Source organism: Campylobacter estrildidarum, assembly GCF_005406205.1.
GTDB classification, from domain to species: Bacteria; Campylobacterota; Campylobacteria; order Campylobacterales; family Campylobacteraceae; genus Campylobacter_D; species Campylobacter_D estrildidarum.
Genome location: NZ_NXLZ01000002.1, coordinates 58,936 through 83,795, shown reverse-complemented (window position 1 = coordinate 83,795; position 24,860 = coordinate 58,936). Strand labels below are relative to the sequence as shown.

General features: G+C 28.5%; 22 protein-coding genes, 1 other RNA gene and 1 pseudogene. 18 read left to right on the top strand and 6 right to left on the bottom strand.

Features of this window, described 5'->3' with window-relative positions; all coding sequences use genetic code 11:
* Positions 1-83: 83 nt before the first annotated feature.
* The 5 genes from CQA69_RS09075 to rnpB form a co-directional block, all read right to left on the bottom strand.
* The gene (locus CQA69_RS09075) at positions 84-467 is read right to left on the bottom strand and encodes an ImcF-related family protein (protein ID WP_246023094.1); all 384 of its coding nucleotides are present in this window, start codon (positions 465-467) and stop codon (positions 84-86) included.
* A gap of 253 nt (positions 468-720) precedes the next feature.
* A complete protein-coding gene (locus CQA69_RS09070; RefSeq protein ID WP_246023093.1) occupies positions 721-954 on the bottom strand; it encodes a hypothetical protein in 234 nt (77 codons plus the stop codon).
* 240 nt (positions 955-1,194) lie between these two features.
* The gene (locus CQA69_RS09260; protein WP_281275559.1) at positions 1,195-1,590 is read right to left on the bottom strand and encodes a type VI secretion protein IcmF/TssM N-terminal domain-containing protein; all 396 of its coding nucleotides are present in this window, start codon (positions 1,588-1,590) and stop codon (positions 1,195-1,197) included.
* A 31-nt stretch (positions 1,591-1,621) separates the two neighbouring features.
* On the bottom strand, positions 1,622-2,122 hold the full coding sequence (locus CQA69_RS09255) for a type VI secretion protein IcmF/TssM N-terminal domain-containing protein (protein ID WP_281275557.1): 501 nt from the start codon (positions 2,120-2,122) through the stop codon (positions 1,622-1,624).
* 340 nt (positions 2,123-2,462) lie between these two features.
* An RNA gene (rnpB, locus tag CQA69_RS01635) (RNase P RNA component class A) lies at positions 2,463-2,790 on the bottom strand.
* Positions 2,791-2,885: 95 nt separating this feature from the next.
* On the opposite strand from rnpB, the gene efp reads away from it, so the two are divergent.
* From efp to CQA69_RS09355, 8 genes and pseudogenes are all read left to right on the top strand, one after another.
* Positions 2,886-3,455 (top strand): elongation factor P, encoded by a 570-nt coding sequence (gene efp, locus CQA69_RS01630; RefSeq protein WP_137620105.1) that lies wholly within the window; start codon positions 2,886-2,888, stop codon positions 3,453-3,455.
* A 110-nt stretch (positions 3,456-3,565) separates the two neighbouring features.
* Complete coding sequence (locus CQA69_RS01625) at positions 3,566-4,255, top strand: DUF969 domain-containing protein (RefSeq protein ID WP_137620104.1); 690 nt, start codon at positions 3,566-3,568, stop codon at positions 4,253-4,255.
* Positions 4,242-5,195, top strand: coding sequence for a DUF979 domain-containing protein (locus CQA69_RS01620; protein WP_137620103.1), 954 nt, complete (start codon positions 4,242-4,244; stop codon positions 5,193-5,195). The genes CQA69_RS01625 and CQA69_RS01620 overlap by 14 nt, the downstream gene beginning before the upstream one ends.
* A 10-nt stretch (positions 5,196-5,205) precedes the next feature.
* On the top strand, positions 5,206-6,210 hold the full coding sequence (locus CQA69_RS01615; protein ID WP_137620102.1) for a DUF2891 domain-containing protein: 1,005 nt from the start codon (positions 5,206-5,208) through the stop codon (positions 6,208-6,210).
* A 157-nt stretch (positions 6,211-6,367) separates the two neighbouring features.
* Entirely contained in the window at positions 6,368-7,303 is a 936-nt protein-coding gene (locus tag CQA69_RS01610; protein ID WP_137620101.1) for an NAD(P)-binding domain-containing protein, read from the top strand.
* Positions 7,304-7,523: 220 nt separating this feature from the next.
* Positions 7,524-8,849: an MATE family efflux transporter gene (locus CQA69_RS01605; protein ID WP_137620100.1), complete on the top strand. Its 1,326-nt coding sequence runs from the start codon at positions 7,524-7,526 to the stop codon at positions 8,847-8,849.
* Positions 8,850-8,905: 56 nt separating this feature from the next.
* Positions 8,906-10,276: a replicative DNA helicase gene (locus tag CQA69_RS01600; protein WP_137620099.1), complete on the top strand. Its 1,371-nt coding sequence runs from the start codon at positions 8,906-8,908 to the stop codon at positions 10,274-10,276.
* 731 nt (positions 10,277-11,007) lie between these two features.
* A pseudogene (locus CQA69_RS09355) lies at positions 11,008-11,067 on the top strand (DUF2972 domain-containing protein); the annotation flags it as partial.
* Here CQA69_RS09355 and CQA69_RS01590 read toward each other — a convergent pair.
* Positions 11,064-12,383: an apolipoprotein N-acyltransferase gene (locus CQA69_RS01590; RefSeq protein ID WP_137620098.1), complete on the bottom strand. Its 1,320-nt coding sequence runs from the start codon at positions 12,381-12,383 to the stop codon at positions 11,064-11,066. The pseudogene CQA69_RS09355 and the gene CQA69_RS01590 sit on opposite strands and share 4 nt — an antisense overlap.
* Between CQA69_RS01590 and yajC the strand changes: the two genes are divergently transcribed.
* The 10 genes from yajC to CQA69_RS01540 are packed head-to-tail and all read left to right on the top strand — an operon-like array spanning position 12,356 to position 24,844.
* Positions 12,356-12,628, top strand: coding sequence for a preprotein translocase subunit YajC (yajC, locus tag CQA69_RS01585; RefSeq protein WP_137620097.1), 273 nt, complete (start codon positions 12,356-12,358; stop codon positions 12,626-12,628). The two genes, CQA69_RS01590 and yajC, sit on opposite strands and share 28 nt — an antisense overlap.
* Positions 12,621-14,201: a protein translocase subunit SecD gene (gene secD, locus CQA69_RS01580; RefSeq protein ID WP_137620096.1), complete on the top strand. Its 1,581-nt coding sequence runs from the start codon at positions 12,621-12,623 to the stop codon at positions 14,199-14,201. Before yajC ends, secD begins: the two co-directional genes overlap by 8 nt.
* Positions 14,201-15,172 (top strand): protein translocase subunit SecF, encoded by a 972-nt coding sequence (gene secF / locus CQA69_RS01575; RefSeq protein WP_137620095.1) that lies wholly within the window; start codon positions 14,201-14,203, stop codon positions 15,170-15,172. Before secD ends, secF begins: the two co-directional genes overlap by 1 nt.
* A gap of 12 nt (positions 15,173-15,184) precedes the next feature.
* A complete protein-coding gene (gene leuS / locus CQA69_RS01570; protein ID WP_137620094.1) occupies positions 15,185-17,614 on the top strand; it encodes a leucine--tRNA ligase in 2,430 nt (809 codons plus the stop codon).
* Positions 17,611-18,117 carry an LPS assembly lipoprotein LptE gene (lptE, locus tag CQA69_RS01565; protein WP_137620093.1) on the top strand — a complete coding sequence of 169 codons (507 nt, stop codon included), beginning with the start codon at positions 17,611-17,613 and terminating at the stop codon, positions 18,115-18,117. The genes leuS and lptE overlap by 4 nt, the downstream gene beginning before the upstream one ends.
* Entirely contained in the window at positions 18,107-19,525 is a 1,419-nt protein-coding gene (locus CQA69_RS01560) for a hypothetical protein (RefSeq protein WP_137620092.1), read from the top strand. The genes lptE and CQA69_RS01560 overlap by 11 nt, the downstream gene beginning before the upstream one ends.
* Positions 19,509-20,678 (top strand): Mur ligase family protein, encoded by a 1,170-nt coding sequence (locus tag CQA69_RS01555; RefSeq protein WP_137620091.1) that lies wholly within the window; start codon positions 19,509-19,511, stop codon positions 20,676-20,678. Before CQA69_RS01560 ends, CQA69_RS01555 begins: the two co-directional genes overlap by 17 nt.
* On the top strand, positions 20,665-21,567 hold the full coding sequence (pgp4, locus tag CQA69_RS01550) for a peptidoglycan metallopeptidase Pgp4 (protein ID WP_137620090.1): 903 nt from the start codon (positions 20,665-20,667) through the stop codon (positions 21,565-21,567). Before CQA69_RS01555 ends, pgp4 begins: the two co-directional genes overlap by 14 nt.
* Positions 21,504-21,902, top strand: a complete 399-nt coding sequence (locus tag CQA69_RS01545) for a bactofilin family protein (protein WP_137620089.1) — start codon at positions 21,504-21,506, stop codon at positions 21,900-21,902. Before pgp4 ends, CQA69_RS01545 begins: the two co-directional genes overlap by 64 nt.
* A complete protein-coding gene (locus CQA69_RS01540; RefSeq protein WP_137620088.1) occupies positions 21,902-24,844 on the top strand; it encodes a DEAD/DEAH box helicase in 2,943 nt (980 codons plus the stop codon). Before CQA69_RS01545 ends, CQA69_RS01540 begins: the two co-directional genes overlap by 1 nt.
* Positions 24,845-24,860: the final 16 nt, after the last annotated feature.

Genomic DNA, 24,860 nt, shown 5'->3' with positions numbered 1-24,860 from the left:
TGATTATTATTTGAATTAAAATCTATTATCTTATTTGCAAGATTGTTTGTATTTACATTTAAGGAATTTAAAATTGCTCCTCATTAGAATTTTTTCCAATTTCGATATCTCCCAACACTTAAAATCGCATTTTTATTTAAAAGTTTATGATACGGTGCAAATTTATTGGAGATATTTATAAAACTAGATTTAACTTCTGCAGCATTAAGACCTAAATTATACGCTTGTGTAAGCAATGTTGCATCATTTAGATTTGTATTTGAGCTAATAATTTTGAGTAAAGAATATAGAGGATTTTCTTTCTTCGATAAAATATTAAGTTCGTTAAGCATAGCTTCTTTTGTGTTGTACCGAACAGGACTTAAATAAAAAAGAATATTTTGCCAACTTTGATACGCGTTTAAATATAATTTTAATATTCCCATAGTAATATGATTTTTATTTTCTTTCGAAGTATTTTTTAGCATCCAAGATTCAATCTTAATAGTATTAATCGATTTGCTGATTTAGAGTATTTAAAAAATCCATCATGCCAGATTTGGTATAAATTTTATCAATCAAGTTTATTTGAGAATTGTTTGAAAAAATACTATTAGCATTAAAACCTAATTCTTCTTTTATAATATATTTTTCTTTAGGCTTATCACTATTTAAAAAAATTAAGAAGGATATAAATTCTTTGAATCCTACTAATCATTTCAAGTTTATTTGTTGCTAATTTTACACTTTTACATCTTCTTTGAAGCTTTCTAAATTGATTTGTTTAAGCTCATTAATGCCTGACATAAAGTTTTCTTTTGAAATTTTGTATTTTTCCAAATGATCCCAATTGTCATTAATCCACAATTTTAGCAAATTTTTATTGAGATATTTTTGTTCAAACAAAGATTTATACATATATAAAGTTTTGATTAAATTTTCTTTATCTTGACTTGTTTGAAGTATATTTTCCATTTCTTTTGGTAGAGTGTTTTTTAAAACATTTTCATTAAGTTCATAATAAAACTTTTAGCTTTTTCAAATCCTTTATTAGAATATATTTAAATTAAAATATTGCAAAATACTTTCATTTTCCCAAAGTTGTGGATATATATTAAAATATTTTTTAATTTAATAAGAAACTCTGCTTTTTCTTCAATATTTAGTTCATTGTAGTTTTGATTTTTAAACAGCGAGTGTAGCAGATCTAAAGTTTTATTGCTTTTTTTGAAATTCGAAATTGTTTTTAGAAATGAGATAGAGAGATAAAGTATAAGTTCCTATGGTTATTATTAAAACTAAAATTAGAAGAGATAAATTCTTTATATAAGTTCTTATTGTGCTTAGAGAATAATCTTTGAAAATAATATCTTCAAATGATTTAACGAAATAACTTTGTTTATTGTAAGTCGAATTAGTTTTAGCTAGATTTTTCTTGCAATTATATTTATCACATATAGAGTCGAGTAAAAAATTTCTAGGAATATTTTCTTGGTAAGCACTTACAAAATAAACTCCTCTAATATATGAGTTATTTTTAAGTTTATTTTCTTTTTGTATATCCAATATAAAGATTTTTACTAAAGCAAATAAATTATCAAGTTGTTTCAGAAAAAGATAGCTTTTGTTTTTATCTTCTAAATTAATTATAAATAAAATTATTTTTATTCATAAAAGATTGCGTTAATGAGTTGCTAAGATCTTTAAATTCGAGATCCAAATATTCTTCGCTTAATATTTGACTAAAGGATAAACCTAAAACTTTATTAGCTATTTTCTCATTAAAAATATCAAAATATTCTTTCATTCCTTCGATTAAATCAAGTTTAGAAAATACTATATAAATAGGTAATTTTAAATTTAAAGAATTTTCGCATTCATTCACTCTTTTAGTTAAGTATCTAATGAGATTTTGAGAATATTCTTTTGGACTATTTAAAAAAAGAATAGTATCAATTATTAAAACAATACCATTAAGTTTGCTATGAAAAAAATTTTTATTTAAAAAAGCTAAAAAATTTTTCCATATATATTTTTTTATTAAAAAATCTCTATTTTTATTTAAATCATCTTCTGGTAATTCATCACTACTAGTAGGTTTAAAAAATTCTTCCTGAGAAAAATAGTTGCCTTCTGTATCCAATAAAGCCCCCATTTTTTGAAATATAAAGGGCGAAATTTCGAGTTGATTTATGGAGTTTTTATAAGATTCTAAACTATCACTTAATGGGTATTCAATATTGGAATAATTAATAAAAGTACTTTTACCTGCACCTTCATTTCCTATAATAATTACTAATGGTAAGTTTTTTATTTTTATATCTTTTTTCCAAGTATTTTTAGCATCTTGAAGTGCAATAAAAAATTTCTTTTTGCTTTGAAAATTGATTTATTAATCTCTTTTTTAAGAGTTTTTAATTGGTTTCTTTTTTCACTTTTAAAGAAGTCATGAAATTAATAAATTAAATAATAATTAAAATTTATAAAAAAGCATAGCGATAAGCCGAGTTCTGTCTAGAATGCTCATTTATCTAGTTTTGTTTTTGCAAACAAAATCAAGCGAAGGGTAAAATTAAAGACTAAAACCATCCCTTCTTGCTGCACATTGGGTTTACATAGCCGAAATTGTTGCCAAAATCGCTGGTGGGCTCTTACCCCGCCGTTTCACCTTTTCCATAATATTTTATGGTAGTTTGCTTTCTGTTGCACTGTCCCTTAGGTTTCCCTAGCCATCCGTTAGATGGAATGTTTGTCTTTTGCAGCTCGGACTTTCCTCTTCCAAGTTACGGAAGCGAGCATTTGCTATGCTTTGTCTTAAATTCTAACGCAAAAATACTTAAATTTAATTGCGATATCAAGTAATTTTTGCTAGAATTGTGTTTTATTTTAATATAAAAAGGAACATTATGGCATCTTATTCAATGGGTGATTTAAAAAAGGGACTAAAGATAGAAATTGATGGAATTCCTTTTAAAATAGTGGAATATCAGCACGTAAAACCAGGAAAAGGTCCTGCTTTTGTCCGTATTAAAATTAAATCTTTTATTGACGGAAAAGTTCTTGAAAAAACTTTCCATGCAGGAGATAAATGCGAAGCTCCTAACTTGGAAGATAAAAAAATGCAATATCTTTATGACGATGGAGAAAATTGTCAATTTATGGATACAGAAACTTATGAGCAAGTAGCTATTAGCGAAGAGGATGTAGGTGAAGCTAAGAAGTGGATGCTCGATGGTATGATGGTAGATGTACTTTTTCATAATGGCAAAGCTATTGGTGTAGAAGTTCCTCAAGTTGTAGAACTTAAGATAATTGAGACTGCTCCTAACTTTAAAGGAGATACACAGGGCTCAAATAAAAAACCTGCTACACTTGAAACAGGTGCTGTAGTGCAAATTCCTTTTCACGTTTTAGAAGGAGAGGTGATTCGCGTAGATACAGTGCGTGGTGAATATATAGAAAAAGCAAATAAATAAACTCAAAGAGTGTTGATTAAGGACTCTTTGAGTTTAGGTTATTACACAAATCTAATATCACTTATTGTAAGTTTTCTAACTTCTTTTTAAATTTTAACCTTGGAGAAAATATGAATTGGCTATTGCTTGCTTGCATTCCTTTAATTATTTTAGGTTTTATAATTAGATTAAATCCTTTTTTGGTTGTGACTTTTGTAGGAATTTATGCTGGAATTATAGCCAAATTTGATTTTTTTAAAATAATTAGCGATATAGGACAATCTTTTGTAAATAATCGCTATGTAGCAATCATATGGTTAATATTACCTTTGCTTGCTGTTTTAGAACGTAAAGGTTTAAAAGAGCAAGCGAAAAATTTAATTTCAAAAATTAAAACTGCTAGTACAGGAAAAATTTTAATGGGATATTTTATTTTTAGACAAGTAACTGCGGCACTTGGACTTTTATCCTTGGGTGGTCATGCACAAATGATAAAACCTTTAATAGCGCCGATGGCTGAAGCGGCTGCAAAACTTAAATTTAAAAATCTCACTCGCAAAGATAGTCAAAAAATAAAAGCTTATTCTGCAGCTACAGATAATGTTGCTGTTTTTTTTGGTGAAGATATCTTTATAGCAGTACATTCTATTTTATTTATACAAGCTTTTTTTGCAAATAATAACATTTCAGTTAGTCCTATAGATTTGTCCATTTGGGCAATACCAAGCGGGATTTTAGCTTTAATTATTCATTGTTTTAGATTATATTTACTTGATAAAAGGCTAAAAAAGACATATGGAGTTGATGATGCTCACTCTTGATTTGTTATATTATATAGTTGGATTTTTATTTTTGATTTTCGGAATTCTTAATTTTTTAAATAAAAATAAAAAAATAAAAGCTAGATTAAGTGGAGGGATATTTTGGACAAGTTATAGTGCGACTTTTTTGCTTGCAAATATTTTATCCGATTTTATTATGGGTTGTATTGTAATCTTGCTTGCTATTATTGCAGGATTAAATTGGTTAAAACCTGAAAAAATTGAGATTACACCTAAAGAAAAAGAATATGAAATTCAAAGTGCTAATATCTATAGACATAAACTTTTTATTCCAGCTTTGTTGGTGCCTTTTATAACTCTTACAGGAACTTTTTTACTTCCTTATTGTAGTTTTTTTGAAGCTAAAAATGCTACTTTAATTTCTTTAATTTTAGCTATTATATTCTCTTTTATCTTGGCGTGTTTTATGTTTAAAGCTTCTCCCAAAAAGGCAATAAAAGATGCAACACACACTATGGATCATATAAGTTGGGCTGCTTTATTGCCTCAAATTTTAGCAACGCTTGGAGTTATTTTTGTTTCTACCGGTATGGGTAATGAAGTTGAAAAGTTATTATCAAATTATATTTCTTTAAGCAATAGTTTTATAGCTGTAGCTGTTTATTGTATATGTATGGCTCTTTTAACCATGATTATGGGAAATGCTTTTGCTGCTTTTCCTGTGATTAGTGCTGCTATTGCCTTACCTGTTTTAATCGTAAATATGCATGCAAATCCTGCTATAGTAGGAGCTATAGGTATGCTTAGCGGATTTTGTGGCACTTTAATGACGCCTATGGCGGCTAATTTTAATACCGTTCCAGCAGCTCTTTTAAATTTAGATGATAAAAATGGTGTTATCAAAGCACAATTTATGTCAGGATTGCTTTTATTGGTGGCCAATATTTTTTTAATGTATTTTTTAGCTTTTAATTTTTAAGGAGAAAGTAATGAAAGAATTTATCAAACAATTTAGTTCTATAGCTTTAGAAAATATTTTTAGAGAGTTACCAAACAAAATCACTCATTCTTTTAATGATCTTAATGACATAAAAATACCTAAGCAAATGTATCCTATATTTTATGGATCTTATGATTGGCATTCTAGTGTGCATTCTCACTGGCTTTTAGTGAAAATCTTAAGGAATTTTTCCAAATTTGCTCCGGTTGATGAGATTACAAAGGCTTTAAATTCTCAATTTAGCAAAGAAAAGGCAAATGGGGAATTAAGATATTTAGAAAATCCAGATCATAAAGGTTTTGAAAGACCTTATGGATGGGGGTGGTTTTTAAAGTTAGCTTTGGAAATTAATTTACTTGCTAAAGAAAATAAAGATGCACAAGCATGGGCTAAAAATTTAGAAGGCATTGCGGATTTTTTCGTTAAAGAATTTAAAGAATTCTTACCAAAAATGGATTATCCAATCCGAGTAGGGACTCATTTTAATAGTTCTTTTGCATTGTATTTTGCTTTGGAGTTTGCAAGATTTAAGAAAGATGTAGAGTTGGAACAATGTATTATTGAAAGTGCTAAAAGATGGTTCTTGAATGATAAAAATATGCAAACCTTAGAGCCTTGCGGAGATGAGTTTTTGTCACCAGTTTTAATGGAAGCTGTGCTTTTAAGTGCTGTTTTGCCTAAGGATGAATTTAAAAGTTTTTTCGTGCAGTATTTACCAAATTTAGATAAAAAAGAGCCTCGAACTTTATTTAATCCTGTAAGGGTAAGCGATAGAAGTGATGGAAAAATTGCACATTTAGATGGGCTTAATTTGAGTCGCTCTTGGTGTTTGAAAATTTTATCTAATTTTTGTGATGAAGAATTGAAGAATATTCTAAGAGAAAATGCTATAAAACACTTTGATGAAGCAATAGCACATATAGAAGAAGATTATCTTGGATCTCATTGGCTTGGAAGTTTTGCTTTACTTGCCTTGGATGTAGAATTAAAGTAAAGGTGGTTTTTTCCTTAAAAATATCTTTTTTAGAAAAATTTTTAACTAGAAGTAGAGTATTTTTTATAAATTAATTATTTTTTTATCATAATTTTTATTTTTTATTTAAAAAAAATTAATAAAATATAAAAAATAAAACATTAAAAAAGGTGGAAAAATGAAAAAAATAGATTTAATTGTTATTGGTGCAGGGCCGACTGGTATAGCTTGTGCTGTTGAAGCAAAATTAAAAAATAAAGAAGTTTTAATCCTAGAAAAAACAAACAATGTTTGTCAAACTCTGATGCAATTTTACAAAGAAGGTAAAAGGGTGGATAAAGTTTATAAGGGATGTGAAGGTACAAATTACGGTCATATTCCTTTTGAAGATGGCACGAAAGAAAGCACTATAGAATTATTTGAAAATATTTTAAAACAATACAATATAGAAATAGAATTTGGTTCAGAAGTCGAAAGTGTAAAAAATGAAAATAATCTTTTTTTAGTAAGCACAGCCAAAGAAACTTATGAATGCAAAAATATCATCGTAGCAATTGGTAGAATGGGTAAACCAAACAAGCCAGATTATAAACTCCCTATGACTTTAACTAAAATTATCAATTTCAATGCAAATTCGGTTTTAGGAAATGAAAAAATTCTTGTTGTGGGTGGTGGAAATTCTGCTGCTGAATATGCTGTAGATTTAGCAAAAACAAATAATGTAAGTCTTTGCTATCGTAAAAAAGAATTTACAAGATTAAACGATATCAATCTTAAAGACATAACCGAAGCTGGAAATAGTGGAAAAGTCAATCTAAAACTTGGTATTGATATCGAAGCTATTGAGGATGAAAATGGTAAAGCTAAAGTTAATTTCAATGACTCAACAAGCGAAACTTACGATAGAATTATTTATGCTATTGGTGGATCAACTCCGGTGGATTTCTTGCAAAAATGCGGTATTGAAGTTGATGATAAAGGTGTTCCTTTAATGGACGAAAATAAACAAAGCAATGTCAAAGGCATATTTGTGGCAGGAGATATTGCTACAAAAAATGGCGCAAGTATCATTGTAGGACTTAATGACGCTGCAAAAATTCTTTCTATCTTATAAAATTTAGCCTTTGGCTAAATTTTGACTTATTAAAAGTATAGTGCTAGAATACCGCTAGGTTCTATACTAAAATTTAGAGATTTTTTATGCAAAATAGAATGGAATTAAATAAACTTACAATTAAAATTTTCTACTTAAATTCTTATACTTTAGGATGTTTAGCATTTTATTAGCGGACTTAAAAAGTATTTTTATTTGAAATATTTTTTAAGGATAAATTATGTCAGATCTTTTTAGCACTTTAAGCCCTTTTAGGCTTTTTATAAAGTGTGCTATGCCTAATATGATCAGCATGGCATTTCTTTCACTTTATTATATTGTAGATGGAATTTTTGTAGGCAAATATCTAGGAAACGAAGCTTTAGCTGCTTTAGCTTTAATCATCCCTTTTATTATGATGTCCTTTGCTTTATCTGATACTATAGCGATTGGCTCTGCTGTTCAAATTTCTATAAAATTAGGGCTTGGTAAGAAAAAATTAGCCAAGAAAATTTTTAGCTCTAGTATAGTGATTATTTTTATATTTTCTTGTTTGATTGGAATTTTAGAATATCTTTTAGCGCCTATTTTTATCGATTTTTTAAATGTTAGCTTAGAGATTAAAACCATGGCAAAAGAATGCATGATGGTTTTCGCTTTATTTGCACCCATTACCATGCTTTCTTTTGCTTTGGATAATTATTTAAGAATTTGTGGCAAAACCACTTATAGTATGATCATTAATATTATCATTGCTTTGAGTAATATTTTATTTGATTATATTTTTATAGTTATTTTAGACTTGGGATTGTTTTCAGCTGCTCTTGCTACTTGTTTAGGTTTGACTTTGGGTGGAATTTTTGGAATTTTCCCTTTTTTATTTCAAAATTTAGAGCTCAGATTTTCTTTTCCTTATATTAATTTTAAAATTTTTAAAAATATTCTTTACAATGGCAGCAGTGAATTTTTCAACAATGTTTCAGGCTCTCTTTATGGTGTTTTTGCAAATTTTGTTTTGCTTAAAATAGCTGATGTTAAAGCTGTGGCTGGATTTTCTATTATAGTTTATATTGATACTTTTATTATGATGCTTATTATCGCTATGGCGGATGCCATGCAACCGGCTTTAAGCTATAATTACGCTAAAAAAGATTTTCATCGTATTAAATCTTTTTTAAAAATTATGTTTTTATCTGGATTTGTTTTTTCAATTTTTGTTTTATTTTTTATCTATATATCAGGTGAAAATTTAATAGGATTTTTTATAAAAGATCATGATCAAGATTTTTTAAATTTTGTTTATTTAGCCTTGATTCTTTTTTCTTTAAATTATATTTTTGCTTGGTTTAATGTATTAAGCAATTCTTTTTTAACTGCTTTTAATAAACCTAGTTTTTCTTTGATTTTAAGTTTGAGTCAAAATTTATTTGTTCCTTTATTTTTCCTTTTTCTTTTGTCTTATTTTATAGGCTTAAAAGGAGTTTGGCTTACTCCTTTATTTGCGGAATTTTGTGTGGTGATTTTGGCTGTTGTTTTATTGAAAAAAAGTTTCAATGTATCGAAATAAATTCGCTTTTTAAGCTCTTTTTGCTAGAATTTTAAAAAATTTTATAAGGAAAAAAATTGCAAGAACATTTTGATCTGGATCTAGAGCGTGCGATTTTAAGCAGTTGTATTATGAGTGAAGATGCTTATTCAAGTATAGCAGGAGATATCGAACCTAAAGATTTTAGTCTTAAAGCTCATCAAGATATCTTTAAGGCCATTATTGCTTGTGCAAATTCTGGAGAGCCTATATCTATAAGTTTTTTTAAAAAACACAAAAAATTAGACGAACAAATTTTAAATGAAGTCATTGCTACGCCCTCAATGATTGATTTAGCCGCTTATGTTAATGAACTTCGCGAAAAATCAATCAAAAGACAGCTTTTAAGTTTTGCACATCTTCTACCAACTCGCATCAATGAAAATCGTGCTGTAAGTGAAATTTCAGATGAAATAAGCAAAGAAATTTTTAATCTAACAAATCGTATCAATACAAATGATATTAAAGATGTGGAACTTGTCTTAAACGAACTTTTAGAAGAATTTAAAAAACAAAAAACTCTTGAAAATAAATCTATTATCGGTTTAGACACCGGATTTGAAGATTTAAACTATATGACTAAGGGTTTTAAAGATGGTGAGCTTATCATCATCGCTGCGCGTCCAGGTATGGGAAAAACAACTTTATGTTTAAATTTTATTGATCAAGTGCTAAAACAAGATCAAGGTGTGGTTATGTTTTCTTTAGAAATGCCTGCTACTCAGATTATGCAAAGGCTTTTATCTGCAAAAACTTCCATTCCATTGCAAAAAATTCTTACTGCTGATCTTAACGATGATGAATGGGATCGTGTAGGCGATGCTTGTAATATGTATTCTAAAAAAAAGCTTTTTATATATGATAGCGGTTATGCAACAATAACCGATGTTAGAGCTATATTAAGACGTCTAAAAGCACAAGAAGAGAGTATAAAACTTTGTGTAATTGATTATATTGGACTTATGATGAGTAATTCAAATTTTAACGATAGACATTTACAAGTGAGTGAAATTTCAAGAGGATTAAAGCTATTAGCTAGAGAGTTAAATATGCCTATTATTGCACTTTCACAATTAAACCGATCTTTAGAACAACGTGCAAATAAGCGTCCGATGATGAGTGATTTACGCGAGAGTGGGGCAATAGAACAAGATGCAGACACAATCTTGTTTGTATATCGTGATGAAGTTTATCGTGAGCAAGAAGAAAAAGAGCGTGAAAATAAGGCTAAAGCCGAAGGTAAAGATTATAGAAGGCTTTTTATTCCAAATCCTATGCAGGAAAATGCTGAAATTTTAATCGGAAAAAATAGAAATGGTCCTGTAGGAACTGTCGAAGTTTTATTTTTAAAAGAAAAATCGTGCTTTGTGGATAAGCCAAAATTTGAAAGCACGGAATTTCAAGGATAAAATAAAAAATTCTTTTGTTTTTGAAAATGTCATTTATTTTAAGAAACTTATTCTTAGAGCAAAGGTAAATTTATTATCTTTTCTTATAAAAAATAAACTCTAAGGCTTGGGTAAATTTTATTTTCTTGTAGTATAATTTTATTAACAGCTGATGAAATGTTCTTTTAAACCAGTCGCCCGTCAAGACTTTGGGCTTGAGTGTAGGGGGTGTGGGCGTCCCTACTATCAGCTACTACATCTTTTTTAGCCATTAAATCTAAGTTTTTAATTTTTAAAATTTGTAATTTTCATTATATATAGTGATTTAAGTTTTGCAATTTTTTATTTTTTATCATTGCAAGTGAGTTTTCAACCTTTGTATTAATTTCTACTACCAAAACTAAAAATATTAATAATTTTCTTTAATGTAAATTGTTATTAGAGTTTGGTTTGAAAGAATATTTATTAGTATTTCAAAGCGTTAAGATGAAATTTTTAGTTAGCAATAGCATATTTAGCAGGACTCGAACCCGCGGTCAATTAGGTTTATAAATCGTAACCATTTTAATCAACTAGTAAATTCTAAAATTAGACATTATGTATTCTGTTTAAAAATATTAATTTGTCTGATTAAGATATCTGAAAGTAATCAGATGTTGTAATATCGCAGTAAAATCAATTTTTAATAAAAATTTAGCAAACCGTATTTAATGAAGATCATTTATTTATGTAAAAAATTATTACCTAAATAAGTAGCTCCTTGGAAGTACTATCAAGAATTTGAAAAAATGTGCAAAGAGCTAGATGGTTAAGTTTTGCTTATTTTTTTAAATAATTTCATCCATTCTTTGCTTAACATTTTTTTAGGCTCTATGAAAGTGTTTTCCTTCCCATTAACGGCATGATAAACGCTTACTCCATATTTACTCGCGTAAAATTTCATTAAAAGCTGTTGCAGTTTATATTCGGTAGAATGATTAAACCAAGCATTATTGCTTATAGCTATGATTATGTTAGAATTTTTGTAATTTTGCTCTTTAGTTGCTTCATAACAAATAGCATTGGTAATGATTTGGTTATCAAGCTTATATTTGCTTTGTAAAGGACCTTTAGAAAATTCTTGCATATTTGGTAAAAAATACTTTTGAACCAAGTTTTTAAAAATCGGAATTTCTTCGCCAAAAGGTACTAAAAAATGTTTATTTAAGATATAGACATTTCCTCCTTTAAAAATATAGGTACTATTATAAATAAAATTTTGATCTATATTAAAAGCTCCTGTGATAATGGTAATTTTATGAGATAAGCTTTTAAGTAAATTTTCATAAGGAGTATTTTTTAAATTGAAAGCAAAAGCTGTTTCTGGTAAAACAACAAGCTCTTTTTTTTCTTCAATAGCTTTGAGAATTTCTTGAACGAGATTATTTGAATTTGTTTTTAAATTTGTTTGGAGAAATTTTTGATCTTGCGAAATATTGGTATTGATAAGTTTATAAGTAAGATTAAGAGTTTGTGCTTTTTTTTCTTCATATTGACAACCTATAAAAAATAAAATTAAAACTATAGCAATTTTATAATATCTTGAAATATAGCCCTCATAGATAAAATAAGCTATTAAGAATAAACATATAATACCTTTATAACTTGCATCAAAAAAACCATAAACTGTCAATATTCCCCAATTAAACCAGTCAAATCCAAGCGGATGAATAAAACTTAAGCAAAAAATTCCGCAAAGCCTTAAAAAATCAAATTTAAACAAATGGCACAAACTAAACAATATACCATAAAATATACCTATCATGAGAATTATTATAGGGACTAAATAATTAAGATTAAAATAAATCGAAGAAAGTCCTATCCACCAAAACCAAAGTATTCCTACAAAAAATCCTACTAAAAAATATTCTTTTGCTTTTTTACGTTTTAAAAGTAAAACTAATCCTAAAATTGCTAAAAAAGGGCTTAAGGTTTGAGTAAAAATATTCTCAAAAAAAGATAAATAGATAGAATTTGAGAGTAAAATTGCAATACAAAAGACTTTTATTATTTTAAAAATGGTAGAATTAGTATTTAATTTTTTTGGAACAAAGGAAAAATATGGCAGAAAATTCAATTTTAACTTCATTGTTACCTCTTATTGTTTTATTTGCAATTTTTTATTTTTTGGTAATAAGACCACAGCAAAAACAAGCAAAAGATCATAAACAAATGCTTGATTCTTTGCAAAAAGGCGATAAAATTATTACCAGTGGCGGACTTATTTGTGAAGTCGTAAAGCCAGAGGAAGATTTTATCAAAGTTAAGCTTAATGATGACAATGTTAGCGCAAAAATTTCCAGAGAATTTATAGCAAAGAAAATTGATGCGTAATTTTAAAGTTACCTATAGATTGACTATCTTTGCAATTGTTTTTATTTTTGGGGTGATTTTTTCACTTCCAACTTTTTTGCAATCTGAGTATGGTGCTAAAATCAATTTAGGTCTTGATTTGCAAGGTGGACTTTATATGCTTTTAGGTGTTGATAACGAAGAAGCTGTAAAATCTAAAATCAAATCAATTGCTTCTTCTTTGAATTATTCTTTTGAAAAAGAAAATATTCTAAACGATGGTTTGAGTACTTATGGTGACAAATTAGAATTTACTTTATTGGATAATGCAGATATACCTAAAGTCGAAAAACTACTTAAAGAAATTAATGGGCTTAATATTCGAAATGAAAATTTGCATTATCAGATTTCTTTTACAGAGCAAGAAATAAAAAATATAGAAAATTTTGCACTTTCTCAAGCTGTAGAAACTATAAGAAATCGTTTAGATCAATTTGGACTCGCCGAACCTACCGTGGCCAAGCAAGGTGAAGATAAGATTTTAGTTGAGCTTGCAGGAATAAAAACAAAAGCAGATGAGCTAAGAGCTAAAGAGCGAATTACAAAAGCAGCACATTTGCAACTTATGGAAGTGGATGATTCTAAAATGAATCAAGCTTCAACTATGAGTGATGCTGAAGCAGCAAGCTATGGTCTTGTTTTAGTGCCTGATTCTAGAAATCCTAATTTAAAATATGCACTAAAAAATATTCCCATACTAGATGGATCTATGCTAACAGATGCTAGAGTAGGGTTAAGTGATAAAAGCAATTATCCAGTTATTAATTTTACTTTAAATGCCGAAGGATCTAAAAAATTTGCAGATTATACAGGGGCAAATGTTGGAAAACGTTTAGCTATTGTGCTTGATAATAAAGTTTATTCTGCTCCATCTATTAATGAAAGAATAGGTGGAGGAAGTGGACAAATTAGCGGTGCATTCACACAAGAAGAAGCACGAGATGTGGCAGTAGCTTTAAGAAGCGGTGCTTTGTTAGCGCCTGTTAAGCTTTTAGAGCAAAGAAGTATCGGACCATCTTTAGGAGCCGACAGTATTAGAATGAGTATGATAGCACTTACTGGAGCTTCAATATTTATCATTGTGTTTATGATATTTTATTATGGTATGGCTGGAATTTTTGCTAATATCGCTATGATTGCTAATATTTTAGTTGTTGTTGCTATAATGGCAATGTTTGGTGCGACTTTAACCTTACCAGGTATGGCAGGACTTGTTTTAACCGTGGGTATGGCTGTAGATGCAAATGTTATCATTAATGAGCGTATTCGAGAGCTTTTACGTGATGGAGCAAAAATAAAATTAAGCATAGAACAAGGTTATAAAAATGCTATGAGTGCAATTATAGATTCAAACATAACTTCGTTGGTTACTTCGGTAGTTCTTTATGTTTATGGAACAGGTTCGGTTAAAGGTTTTGCGGTAACTTTGGGTATAGGTATAGTTGTTTCTATGATTACCGCTATTTTGGGAACTCATGGAATGTTTGATTGTTTTATGCATCGTATTGAAAAAAGTAATAATACAAGATTTTGGTTTGGATATAGGAGAAAATAATGCAGTTTTTTAGCGAAAAGAAAATTTATGATTTTATGAGAATGCGTTTTGCTGCAATTTCTCTTTCTTTTTTTCTATTTTTTGGATCTATTTATTTGCTTTGGGATAGGGGTTTGCAGTATGGTATTGATTTTAGTGGTGGGACTTTAATTCAGCTTAAATATGAACAAGTCGCACCTATACCTAAGATCCGAGAAATTCTAGAGCAAAAAGGTAAATTTCAAAGCTTATCTGTAACAGAATTTGGAAGCAAGGATGAAGTAACGATACGTTTTTTGGGAAGTAGTGATAATTTAGGTAATGATATTAGCTCTTATATAAGCACACTTTTAAAAGATACTGGAAAATTTGAAGTGCGTCGAGCAGATGTAGTAGGCCCAAAAGTAGGAGATGAACTTAGAAATAAAGGTATTACTGCGGTTGCCATATCTTTAGTTGCTATATTAATTTATATAGCAATTCGTTTTGAATGGCGTTTTGCTATGGCTGCAATTATTAGTGAAATTCACGATGTGGTTATTACTTTAGGAGCGATTTCTCTTTTTAAAATCGATGTTAATTTAGATACGCTAGCTGCGGTTTTAACTGTTCTTGGATATTCGCTTAATGATACGATTATTATTTTTGATAGAATTAGAGAGGGTATTAAGACAAGTAAAAAAACAGAGCTTGCACCTATTATTAACGAAAGCGTTTCGGCGACTTTATCAAGAACTATTTTAACATCAGGACTTACTTTAGCTACAGTGGTTATACTTTATTTTTTTGGTGGAGAAATGATACAGGGATTTTCTTTAGCTCTTATAGTAGGTATTATCGCAGGAACTTTAAGTTCTATTTTTGTAGCAAGTCCAACTTTGCTTTGGTTTAAATTTAATGTTCTTGACTTTAGAAACAAAGAGCTTGAGAAGTTAAAAAGAAAACAAGAAAAAGAAAGAAATCGTGCTATGTATGAAAAAGGAATTGTTTAAGGAGAATTATTTATGGCTTATGAAGCAAAAATAATAGAGAAAAAATGGCAAGAGATCTGGGATAAAAATAATTATTTTGAGCCAAAAAATGATTTTTCTTTGTCTAAAAAATATATTTTATCAATGTTTCCTTATCCTAGCGGACGAATTCATATGGGCCATGTAAGAAATTACAGCATAGGAGATGCTATAGCAAGGTATTATAGAAAGATAGGTTATAATGTTTTACATCCTATTGGTTTTGACAGTTTTGGTATGCCTGCTGAAAATGCAGCGATCAAGCATAAAGTGCATCCAAAATCTTGGACTTATGAAAACATAGATTATATGAAAAAAGAACTTTTTTCTTTAGGTTTTTCTTTTTCAAAGAAAAGAATTTTAGCAACTTCTGATCCACTTTATACAAAATTTGAGCAAGAATTTTTTATCAAAATGTATGAAAAAGGCTTGATCTATACTAAAGAAGCTAATGTAAATTGGTGCGAACAAGATCAAACGGTTTTAGCAAACGAGCAAGTAGAAGATGGAAAATGTTGGCGTTGTGGGCATGAAGTTGTCCAAAAAAAGATGCCAGGTTATTATGTAAAAATTACAGCTTATGCTGAAGAACTTTTAAGAGAGCTCAAACAATTAAAAGACAAATGGCCAAATCAAGTTTTAACTATGCAAGAAAATTGGATTGGTAAAAGCGAAGGTCTTGAATTTAAGTTTATATTAGATGAAAAAAGCCAAGAAAAAAGCCAAGAAAGTTATGTAGATGTTTTTACTACACGTGCAGATACAATATATGGAGTCAGCTATATTGCTTTATCAGTCGATCATCAAATCGTTCAAAATCTCATCAGTAATTCTTATTTGGATCATATAGTAATAGAAAAAATAAAACAAATACAAAATCAAACTCAAAGAGAAAGACAAAGCAGTGAAAAAGAGGGTTATTTTTTAGATATTTATGTTATTCATCCTCTAACTAAAGAAAAAATTCCTGTATGGGTTGCTAATTTTGTTTTATCTGATTATGGAAGTGGTGCAGTTATGGCTGTCCCAGCACACGATGAGAGAGATTTTGAATTTGCTAATAAATATGGACTTGGAATAAAAAAGGTTATCGAGTGTGATACGGAACTTCCTTATGTTCAAAAGTCGGGAAAATTAATACAGAGCGGTGAATTTAGTGGAATTGAGTGTAATGAAGCAAAGGAAAAAATTATTTTTAAATTTGAGAAAGAGGGTTTAGGAAAAAGAACGATTAATTTCAAAATTCGAGACTGGGGAGTTTCGCGTCAAAGATACTGGGGTGCTCCTATCCCCATGATAAAATGTACAAAATGTGGCGTAGTACCACAAAAAGTAGAAAATCTTCCTGTTGTTTTGCCTGAAGACGTTGAGATTACAGGAGAGGGAAATCCTTTGGAAAATCATCCTAGCTGGAAAGAATGCATTTGTCCAAAATGTGGTCTTAAAGCCTTTAAAGAAACAGATACTTTAGATACTTTTTTTGAAAGTTCGTGGTATTTTGCACGTTTTGCAAGTGATGAAACAACTTGGCAAGAAAAAGCTTTGGATGAAAAAAGTATGAAATATTGGATGAATGTGGATCAATATATAGGCGGAATAGAGCATGCAATTTTACATTTGCTTTATGCAAGATTTTTTCAAAAAGCTTTAAGAGATTTGGGTTATTTAAATGATAATGAGCCTTTTGATAGGCTTTTAACTCAAGGTATGGTTTTAAAAGATGGAGCTAAAATGTCAAAATCTAAAGGCAATGTTGTAGATCCTGATGATATTATTAAAAAATATGGAGCGGATACTGCAAGATTGTTTATTTTATTTGCAGCTCCACCTGCTAAAGAATTGGAATGGAATAATGATGCACTCGAAGGAGCTTATAGGTTTATTTGCAGACTTTATGATAAAGCACAAAATGTTCGTAAAGGGGAACTTTTAGAGCTTAAGCAAGAAAATTTAAATAAAGAAGAAAAATATGCAAGATTGAAAGTTTATGAAGCTTTGAAAAAATCTGAAGAAGTGTATACTCAAACCTTTGCATTTAACACTTTGATTGCATCTTGTATGGAAGCTTTAAATGCGCTTGGATCTTGCAAAAATCAAGCCTTAGAGCAAGAAGCTTTTTATATTATTTTAAATATTTTAGAACCAATTATTCCTCATGTATGTTTTGAGTTAAGCGAACGACTCTTTGGATGCGAAAATTTTAAAATTTTAAGACCTAAAGATGAAGTTTTTATCAAAGATACATTAAATTTAGCAGTGAGTGTTAATGGAAAAAAACGTGCAGAATTTGAAATTTCAAGCTCTGCTACTAAAGATGAAATTTTAAAAACAGCCAAAGAAAATGTTTTAAAATGGATTCAAGATAAAGATATAATTAAAGAAATCTATGTAGAAAAAAAATTGGTCAATTTGGTGATAAAATGAAGAATTTTTTTGTTTGTTTTTTAATATTGTTTTTTTCAGCTTGTGGTTATACTCCTACTTCAAAAATAGCTAATAATATTTTTAACGATAAGGTTTATGTTAATGTAGAGTTAAACCTTCAAGATCCTAAAAATAGTATTTTTGTGGCCGACACTCTTAAAGAAATGGTGATTTCTAAGCTCGGACGCAAACTCGCTTTAAAAGATGAAGCTGATGATATAATTAATGTTAGGATGAGCAATCTTGATTTTATCCCTTTAATTTATGATAAAAATGGCTATGTTGTAAACTATAAAGCTAAATTAAATTTAGAATTTTATGTAGTATTTAAAAATGGAACCAAGGAACATTTTAAGACAAGTGGTAGTTATAATTTCGATATTTCGCCTAATAGTATTATAAGTGATTCTGCACGTTATGATGCCATTCGTGCAGCTTCAAGTGAAGCTTTTGATGAGTTTATTTCAGCAATAGCTATTAAGGGATATAAACGTGATATCTAATATTAACGAGATTGCAAAAAAAACCTTAGTTGCTCTTCAGGAAAGAAAACTTCGTCCAACTCCCGAAAATTACACTGAAGTCTTTGAAGAATTTGCCCAAAAATATGGACTTATAACTTCTAATAAAGCAAAATTAGATAAATATAAGACTTTGCTTTTGCCAAATTATCAACAAGATCTTGCTTCAAAATCTATTCATACTATTGAAGAATTTGTAAGTTTTTTAATTTCTATGCTTAATAGACAAAGTGGAAAACAATTTAATGAATTTTTTGATTTTTTATCTACTTTATGTAAAGCTTTGCAAATTAGCAAAGATAAAAAAATTAGAGATTTGGCTAAGATTACTTCTGTAAGAATTTCTAAAACTATGGATAGTGAGAGTATTTATTTACTTTCTAAAAAATGGAAAGAATTTGAAAAAAAATATGAAGAAAGTGAATTAGATAGCGAAATTCGAAAATATGGTGTTGGAAAATATGATGATTTTGATATGATAATTAAAAAGCTTTTAAGTAAACTTGAGGAAAGAAGCTTAGAATATTTTTGCGAACTTCTAGCATTCTGTTTAAATCCTTCTTTAGTTGAAGATTTAAAGATTCAAAGTTTTTCTCAAAATTTAATTCAACAGCCTTTTATGATAATTGAGGATATTTTTAAAGAGGAACTTTTGGAAATTATAAATCGTAGAATTATGGTTGATAACAGATATGTGCAAAAAAATTTAAATTTTTTTAATGAGAATTTGAAAAAAATTTATGAACTTTTTGCATTGCTTAGTAAAACTAATCAAAAAAATATGAGTTTTTTTAATACTCTCATTCCAGATGAAAAAGGAGAGATTAAAATCAGTTTTGAATTTTTAAAGAAAAGACTTGAACAACTTAATGAAAAAATTAATTCTTTAAATACTCAAATTGAATTTGCTCAAAATTTAGAAGAAAGAGAAGCTTGGACGGTTGTGAAAGAACTTGAGAAATTAGATGAAAATTTCAATAAATATAAAGTAAATTACTCATTAGCATTATTTTCCATTCAAAATTATCGTTTTATTATGGAAAAATATGGAGTGGGTAGTTTGAATGAAATTTTTGTTCGTTTTAAAAAGATTTTAAAAGATAGTTGCGCTGAGCTTGATGAGCTTTGGATGATAGATGAGAAAAGCTATTTGATTATTTCTCCTGGTAAAAGCAAAGAAGAAGTTGCACGACTTGTCAAAGAAAATCTAAATTCTATTGAAAATTTTCGCTTTATTTATAAACAAGATACAATAACTCCAAAAATTAATACTGCTTATCTAGATAAACAAAGTAATCCAGATGCAAATATTTTAGAAAAACTAATTAGTCAGATCGAGGGTTTAAATCAAGCAAATAATACAAACAAAGATGATGAGCAGCAAAGTTAATGATTTTCTTACTTTAAAAAGTATTTATTATGATAAAATTGATCGTTTTTTAATGTTTAAAATGTATGAAAAATATAAAGAACAACTTTTAGCTAAACCTATAATTCAAATCATTGGAACTAATGGAAAGGGTAGTACGGGACGTTTTTTAGCTCAACTTCTAGAAAGTATAGGTTATACGGTTGGGCATTATACTAGTCCTCATATTTTTGAATTTAAAGAGCGTTTTTATAAAAATAAAGATATTCTTAGTAATGAAGAATTAGAACAAGGGCATGAAGAGTTAGAAAAAATTTTTCGAAAAGATTTAAACAAACTAAGTTATTTTGAATACGCTACTTTTCTTGCGGCTGTGCTTTTTAAAGACTGCGATTATGTAATTTTTGAAGCAGGATTAGGTGGAGAATATGATGCTACTTCTGTTTTTGAAAAAAAAATGAGTATTTTTACAAAAATAAGCTTTGATCATATGCAAATTTTAGGTAATTCTTTAGAACAAATTGCAAGAACAAAACTTAAAGTTATGTCCAAAAAAGCTTTAATTTCATCTGAGCAAGATACAATAATTTTAGAAATGGCAAAAAAAATTGCATTTTTAAAAAAAACTGATTTAAAAATTTCTTGGAAATTAAAAAACGAAGAATTAAAACAAGCTGAAATTTATATTCAAAAATACAAATTGTCTAACTATTTAAAACATAATTTTTATCTTGCTTTAAATGCGTTTGAGATGTTAATTTCAAAAGAAAAATTAAAATTAGCTTTATTAAAATTAGAAAGACTGAATTTAAGAGGACGTTGTGAGCAATTGACACCTAATTTATATATCGATGTAGGACATAACGTAATGGCAGCATCTGCTTTATGTGAACAATTTATGGGCGAAAAATTGATTTTAGTTTATAATTCTTATCAAGATAAAGATATTTTTGAAATTTTAAAAACATTAAAGCCTATTATTGATACAATTAAAATATATAAATATATTAGCTTAGAGAGAAAATTAGCTAATGATGAAATTTATAAAATAGCTGATATTTTAGGAATTAAGTGTGAAGAATTTACTTCTTTGGAGAAGCAAAAAAAAGCTTTAGTTTTTGGATCTTTTGCTTTAGTTGAAAATTTTTTAAAGGAATGGAGTGATAAAAAATAAATTTACAATCACCATTACAGACATTAATGGTTCAAAGCATTTTTATTTAAATCAGATTATTAAAAAAATTTTTATTTATATCATTACTTTTGTGCTTTTGTTTTTAATTTTTAGCGGTTTTTATATTCAATATCTTGATAGTAAGATTACTGATGTAAGTAAAAAAAGAGAAGAGCTTTTGAAAAAAAGCAAAGAATTAGAATTATCTAATATTCAAATGCAAAAAAAAGTTGAAGACAAGGCAAAAGAATATGCAGCTATTGAGGATAAAATAGCTTCTTTTGAAGAAGCTTTGGGCTTAGAAGCTGAAAATAATCTTACAATTACAGATAGATTAGAAAATCTTAAACTTACTAATGAGCAACAGGTTGAAATTCTAAGACAAATTCCAAATGGGTGGCCTATAGAAAATAAAGGAATTACTGGAAATTTTGGCTGGAGAGAGCATCCTCTTTTAAAAAGAAAAGAATTTCATCCAGGTATCGATTTAAGGGCAGAAATTGGTACTCCGGTTCATGCTTCGGCTAGTGGAGTTGTAGAATTTGCAGGATATAGTGATAATGGATATGGTTATAATGTAATTTTACTTCATAATTTTGGTTTTAAAACTGTTTTTGCTCATATGATGCGAAAAGATGTAGTTAAGGCTGGACAATTTGTGACTAAAGGACAATTGATTGGATATAGTGGAAATACCGGTCTTTCGACAGGACCGCATTTGCATTATGAGGTGAGATTTATTAATAAAACCTTAGAACCATTGTATTTTTTAAATTTGCAAAGAAAAAATATGAATAATTTTTTTAATCAAGAAAGGAGAGTTCCATGGCAATCTTTAGTAAAGGCAGTAACGGCACAACATCTAGCACAAACTCAGAAACAACAGTAATCTCTTCTGGTGCTAGAATAGAGGGTAAATTTTATTTTGCATCTATGCTTCATGTAGATGGAGAGTTAAGTGGAGTAATCCATTCTGAAAGTATAGTTGTGATTGGAAAAAATGGAAATTTAAAAGGCGAGCTTAAGGCTGATAAGATAGTAGTCAATGGTTATTTTGAAGGCGAATTAGAGGCAAATAGTTTGGAAATTCTAAATGGTGGTATGGTTAATGGGGATATTAACATTAAAGAATTAGCTATAGAAAATGGTGGACGCTTTAATGGGGTAAGCAAAATCAGGCAAGATGATCCTGTAAGATTGATAGAAAATACACCAGAAGAATAATGCAAGCAAGTTTTTTTGAATACTTGCAAGGTTCAGATGTTGCACAATTAATACTTTGCGAAGATGATAAAGAAGCTTTTTTATTAGCTCAAGTTTCTCTTTTTAAAGGTTTTAAAACTTTTGTTTTACCTGATTTTAGGGCTGAATTTGGAGATGATCTAAGAGCTTTTTCTAAAGAGCTTTTTGATCTTTGTAAGGTTTTAAACGCCTACCATAAAGAAGAGAAAAATAAGATTTTAATTTCTCCACTTTCTACTGTGCTTAAAAAACTTCCAGCTAAATCTCACCTGAAAAATTATATACTTTCTAAAAATAATGTATTTAAACTTGATCAATTTTGTGATGAAATTTCAAGATTGGGTTATGAATTTGTAGATATGGTGCAAGATAAGGGTGAAGTAAGTATTAGAGGAGAAATAATTGATATATTTTGTATCAATGAAGATCTTCCAACAAGAATTTTGCTTTTTAATGAAGAAATAGAAAGTATTAGAAAATTTGATCTTGTAACTCAAAAATCAATACCGATAGAATATGAAAATTTAGAAATTTGTCCATTTTTGACTTATTTTTCTGATCAAAATTATGAAAATTTTAAAACCAATTTAGAAAATTTTAAAAGTGATGTTTTAATTAATGATATCAATTCTTTAGGTTTTTGGTGTATAGATGATTTTTATGATTATTTAGAACTTGATTTTGTCAGCATTAAAAAATTTGATGAAAAAGAATGGCAAAAAGATTTAGCCAAGATCAACGCTAAAATTATTCCCGAGGCGAAACAATATAAAGATTTAGAAAGTTTTTATAATAAAGATTTTTTTAATTTTCATCAAAATAAAAAAATTACAATATTGGCCAAAAATGAGGCTCTTTTTAAAGCTTTAGAGCTTACTGAATTTAAGAATATTTATTTTGAAAAAAGTGAGTTTATTGTAAATTTAATTAGCGACAAAGAGCTTATTGCCTCACTCAATAAAAAAGAAAAACAAAAACAAAAGCGTAGAGCAAATTTAATCATAGATGAATTAAAGCAAGGTGATTTTATTGTTCATGAGGATTATGGTGTAGGTAAATTTTTAGGGCTTGAAATAATTAGTGTAGCAGGAGCCAAAAAGGAATTTGTATCTATTGAATATCAAAATAGTGATAAACTTCTTTTACCCGTTGAAAATTTATATCTTATTGATAAATATTTAGGTGCAAGTGGTTCTATTCCACTTTTAGATCGCTTAGGAAAAACTACCTTTATTAAATTAAAAGAAAAATTAAAAACAAAACTTTTAACCATTGCATCACAAATTGTTATTATGGCAGCAAAGAGATCATTACTTAAACCAAAATTTATTCAAGTTGATTATGCTGATCAGGCATATTTTGTTTCAAAGGCAGGATTTTCTTATACAGAAGATCAAGTTAAAGTATGTGAGGAAATTTTACAAGATTTTCGAAGCGGTAAGGTTATGGACAGGCTTTTAAGCGGAGATGTGGGTTTTGGCAAAACCGAAGTTGCTATGAATGCTATTTATCCAGTGGTTAAAAGTGGTTTTAGTGTTTTTTTCTTTGCGCCAACGACACTTTTATCACATCAGCATTTTAAGACTTTAAAAAAACGTTTTGAAAATTTTGAAATTCCTATTTTTAAGCTTGATCGTTTTACAAATTCTAAAGATAAAAAAATACTTTTACAATATTTAGATCAAGAAAAACCTTGTGTTGTTGTCGGCACTCACGCACTTTTAAATTTAGAATGTAAAAATTTGGCTCTTGTCGTTATAGATGAAGAGCACAAATTTGGAGTTAAGCAAAAAGAAAAATTAAAAGAAATAACTCAAAATTCGCATCTTTTATCTATGTCTGCAACTCCTATTCCAAGAAGTCTAAATCAGGCTTTGAGTTCTATAAAATCTTATAGCGTTTTACAAACTCCACCAGAAGATAGAATGGATGTTAGAACTTTTGTTAAAGAGAGTGACGATGTGATTTTAAAGGAAGCCATAGCTAGAGAATTAAGACGTGGAGGTCAAATTTTTTATATTCATAATCATATAGCAAGTATTGAGCAGTGCAAAAGACATTTGCTTAAGCTTTTTAAAGATTTAAGGATTTTGATTTTACATTCTAAAATTGATGCAAAAATGCAAGAAGAAGAAATGCTTAAATTTGAAAATAAAGAATACGATTTGCTTTTAAGCACTTCTATAGTTGAAAATGGAATTGATTTAGCTAATGCAAATACTATTATTGTGGAAAAAAGCGATCGTTTTGGAATGGCCGATTTGCATCAATTGCGTGGAAGGGTTGGTAGAAGCAATAAACAAGGATATTGTTATTTTTTAGTTGAAAATAAAGACAATATCACCCAAGATGCTTTAAAGCGTTTGATTTCCTTAGAGAGTAATTCATTTTTAGGCGCAGGATCTGTTTTGGCTTATCACGATCTTGAAATTAGAGGTGGTGGAAATTTATTAGGAGTTGATCAAAGCGGACATATAGAACAAATAGGACTTAGTTTGTATTTGAAAATGTTAGAAGATGAACTTAATTCTTTAACCAAAAAGGAAAGTTTTGAAGAGAAAAAAATTGATTTAAAATTAAATATTAATGCTTTTTTAAATTCGGAATTAATTGCTGAAGATCGTTTAAGACTTGAACTTTATCGTCGTTTGAGCAAATGCAAAAAAATCAATGAAATCTATGAAATAGAAGGAGAAATTGAGGATCGTTTTGGAAAGTTAGATGTTTATACTAAGCAATTTTTATCTTTAATGATGATTAAAATTTTGGCTTTAGGTAAATTTAAAATAATTAGCAATTTTGAGCAAAATATCCAATTTGTTAATTTTAACGATGAAAAAGAATTCATCAAAGCAAGAAGCAAAGACGATGATGATGTTATCGAGGCTATTTTAACACATTTAAGAAAAATTGATGAAAAATAAACATCTTAAAGGATAT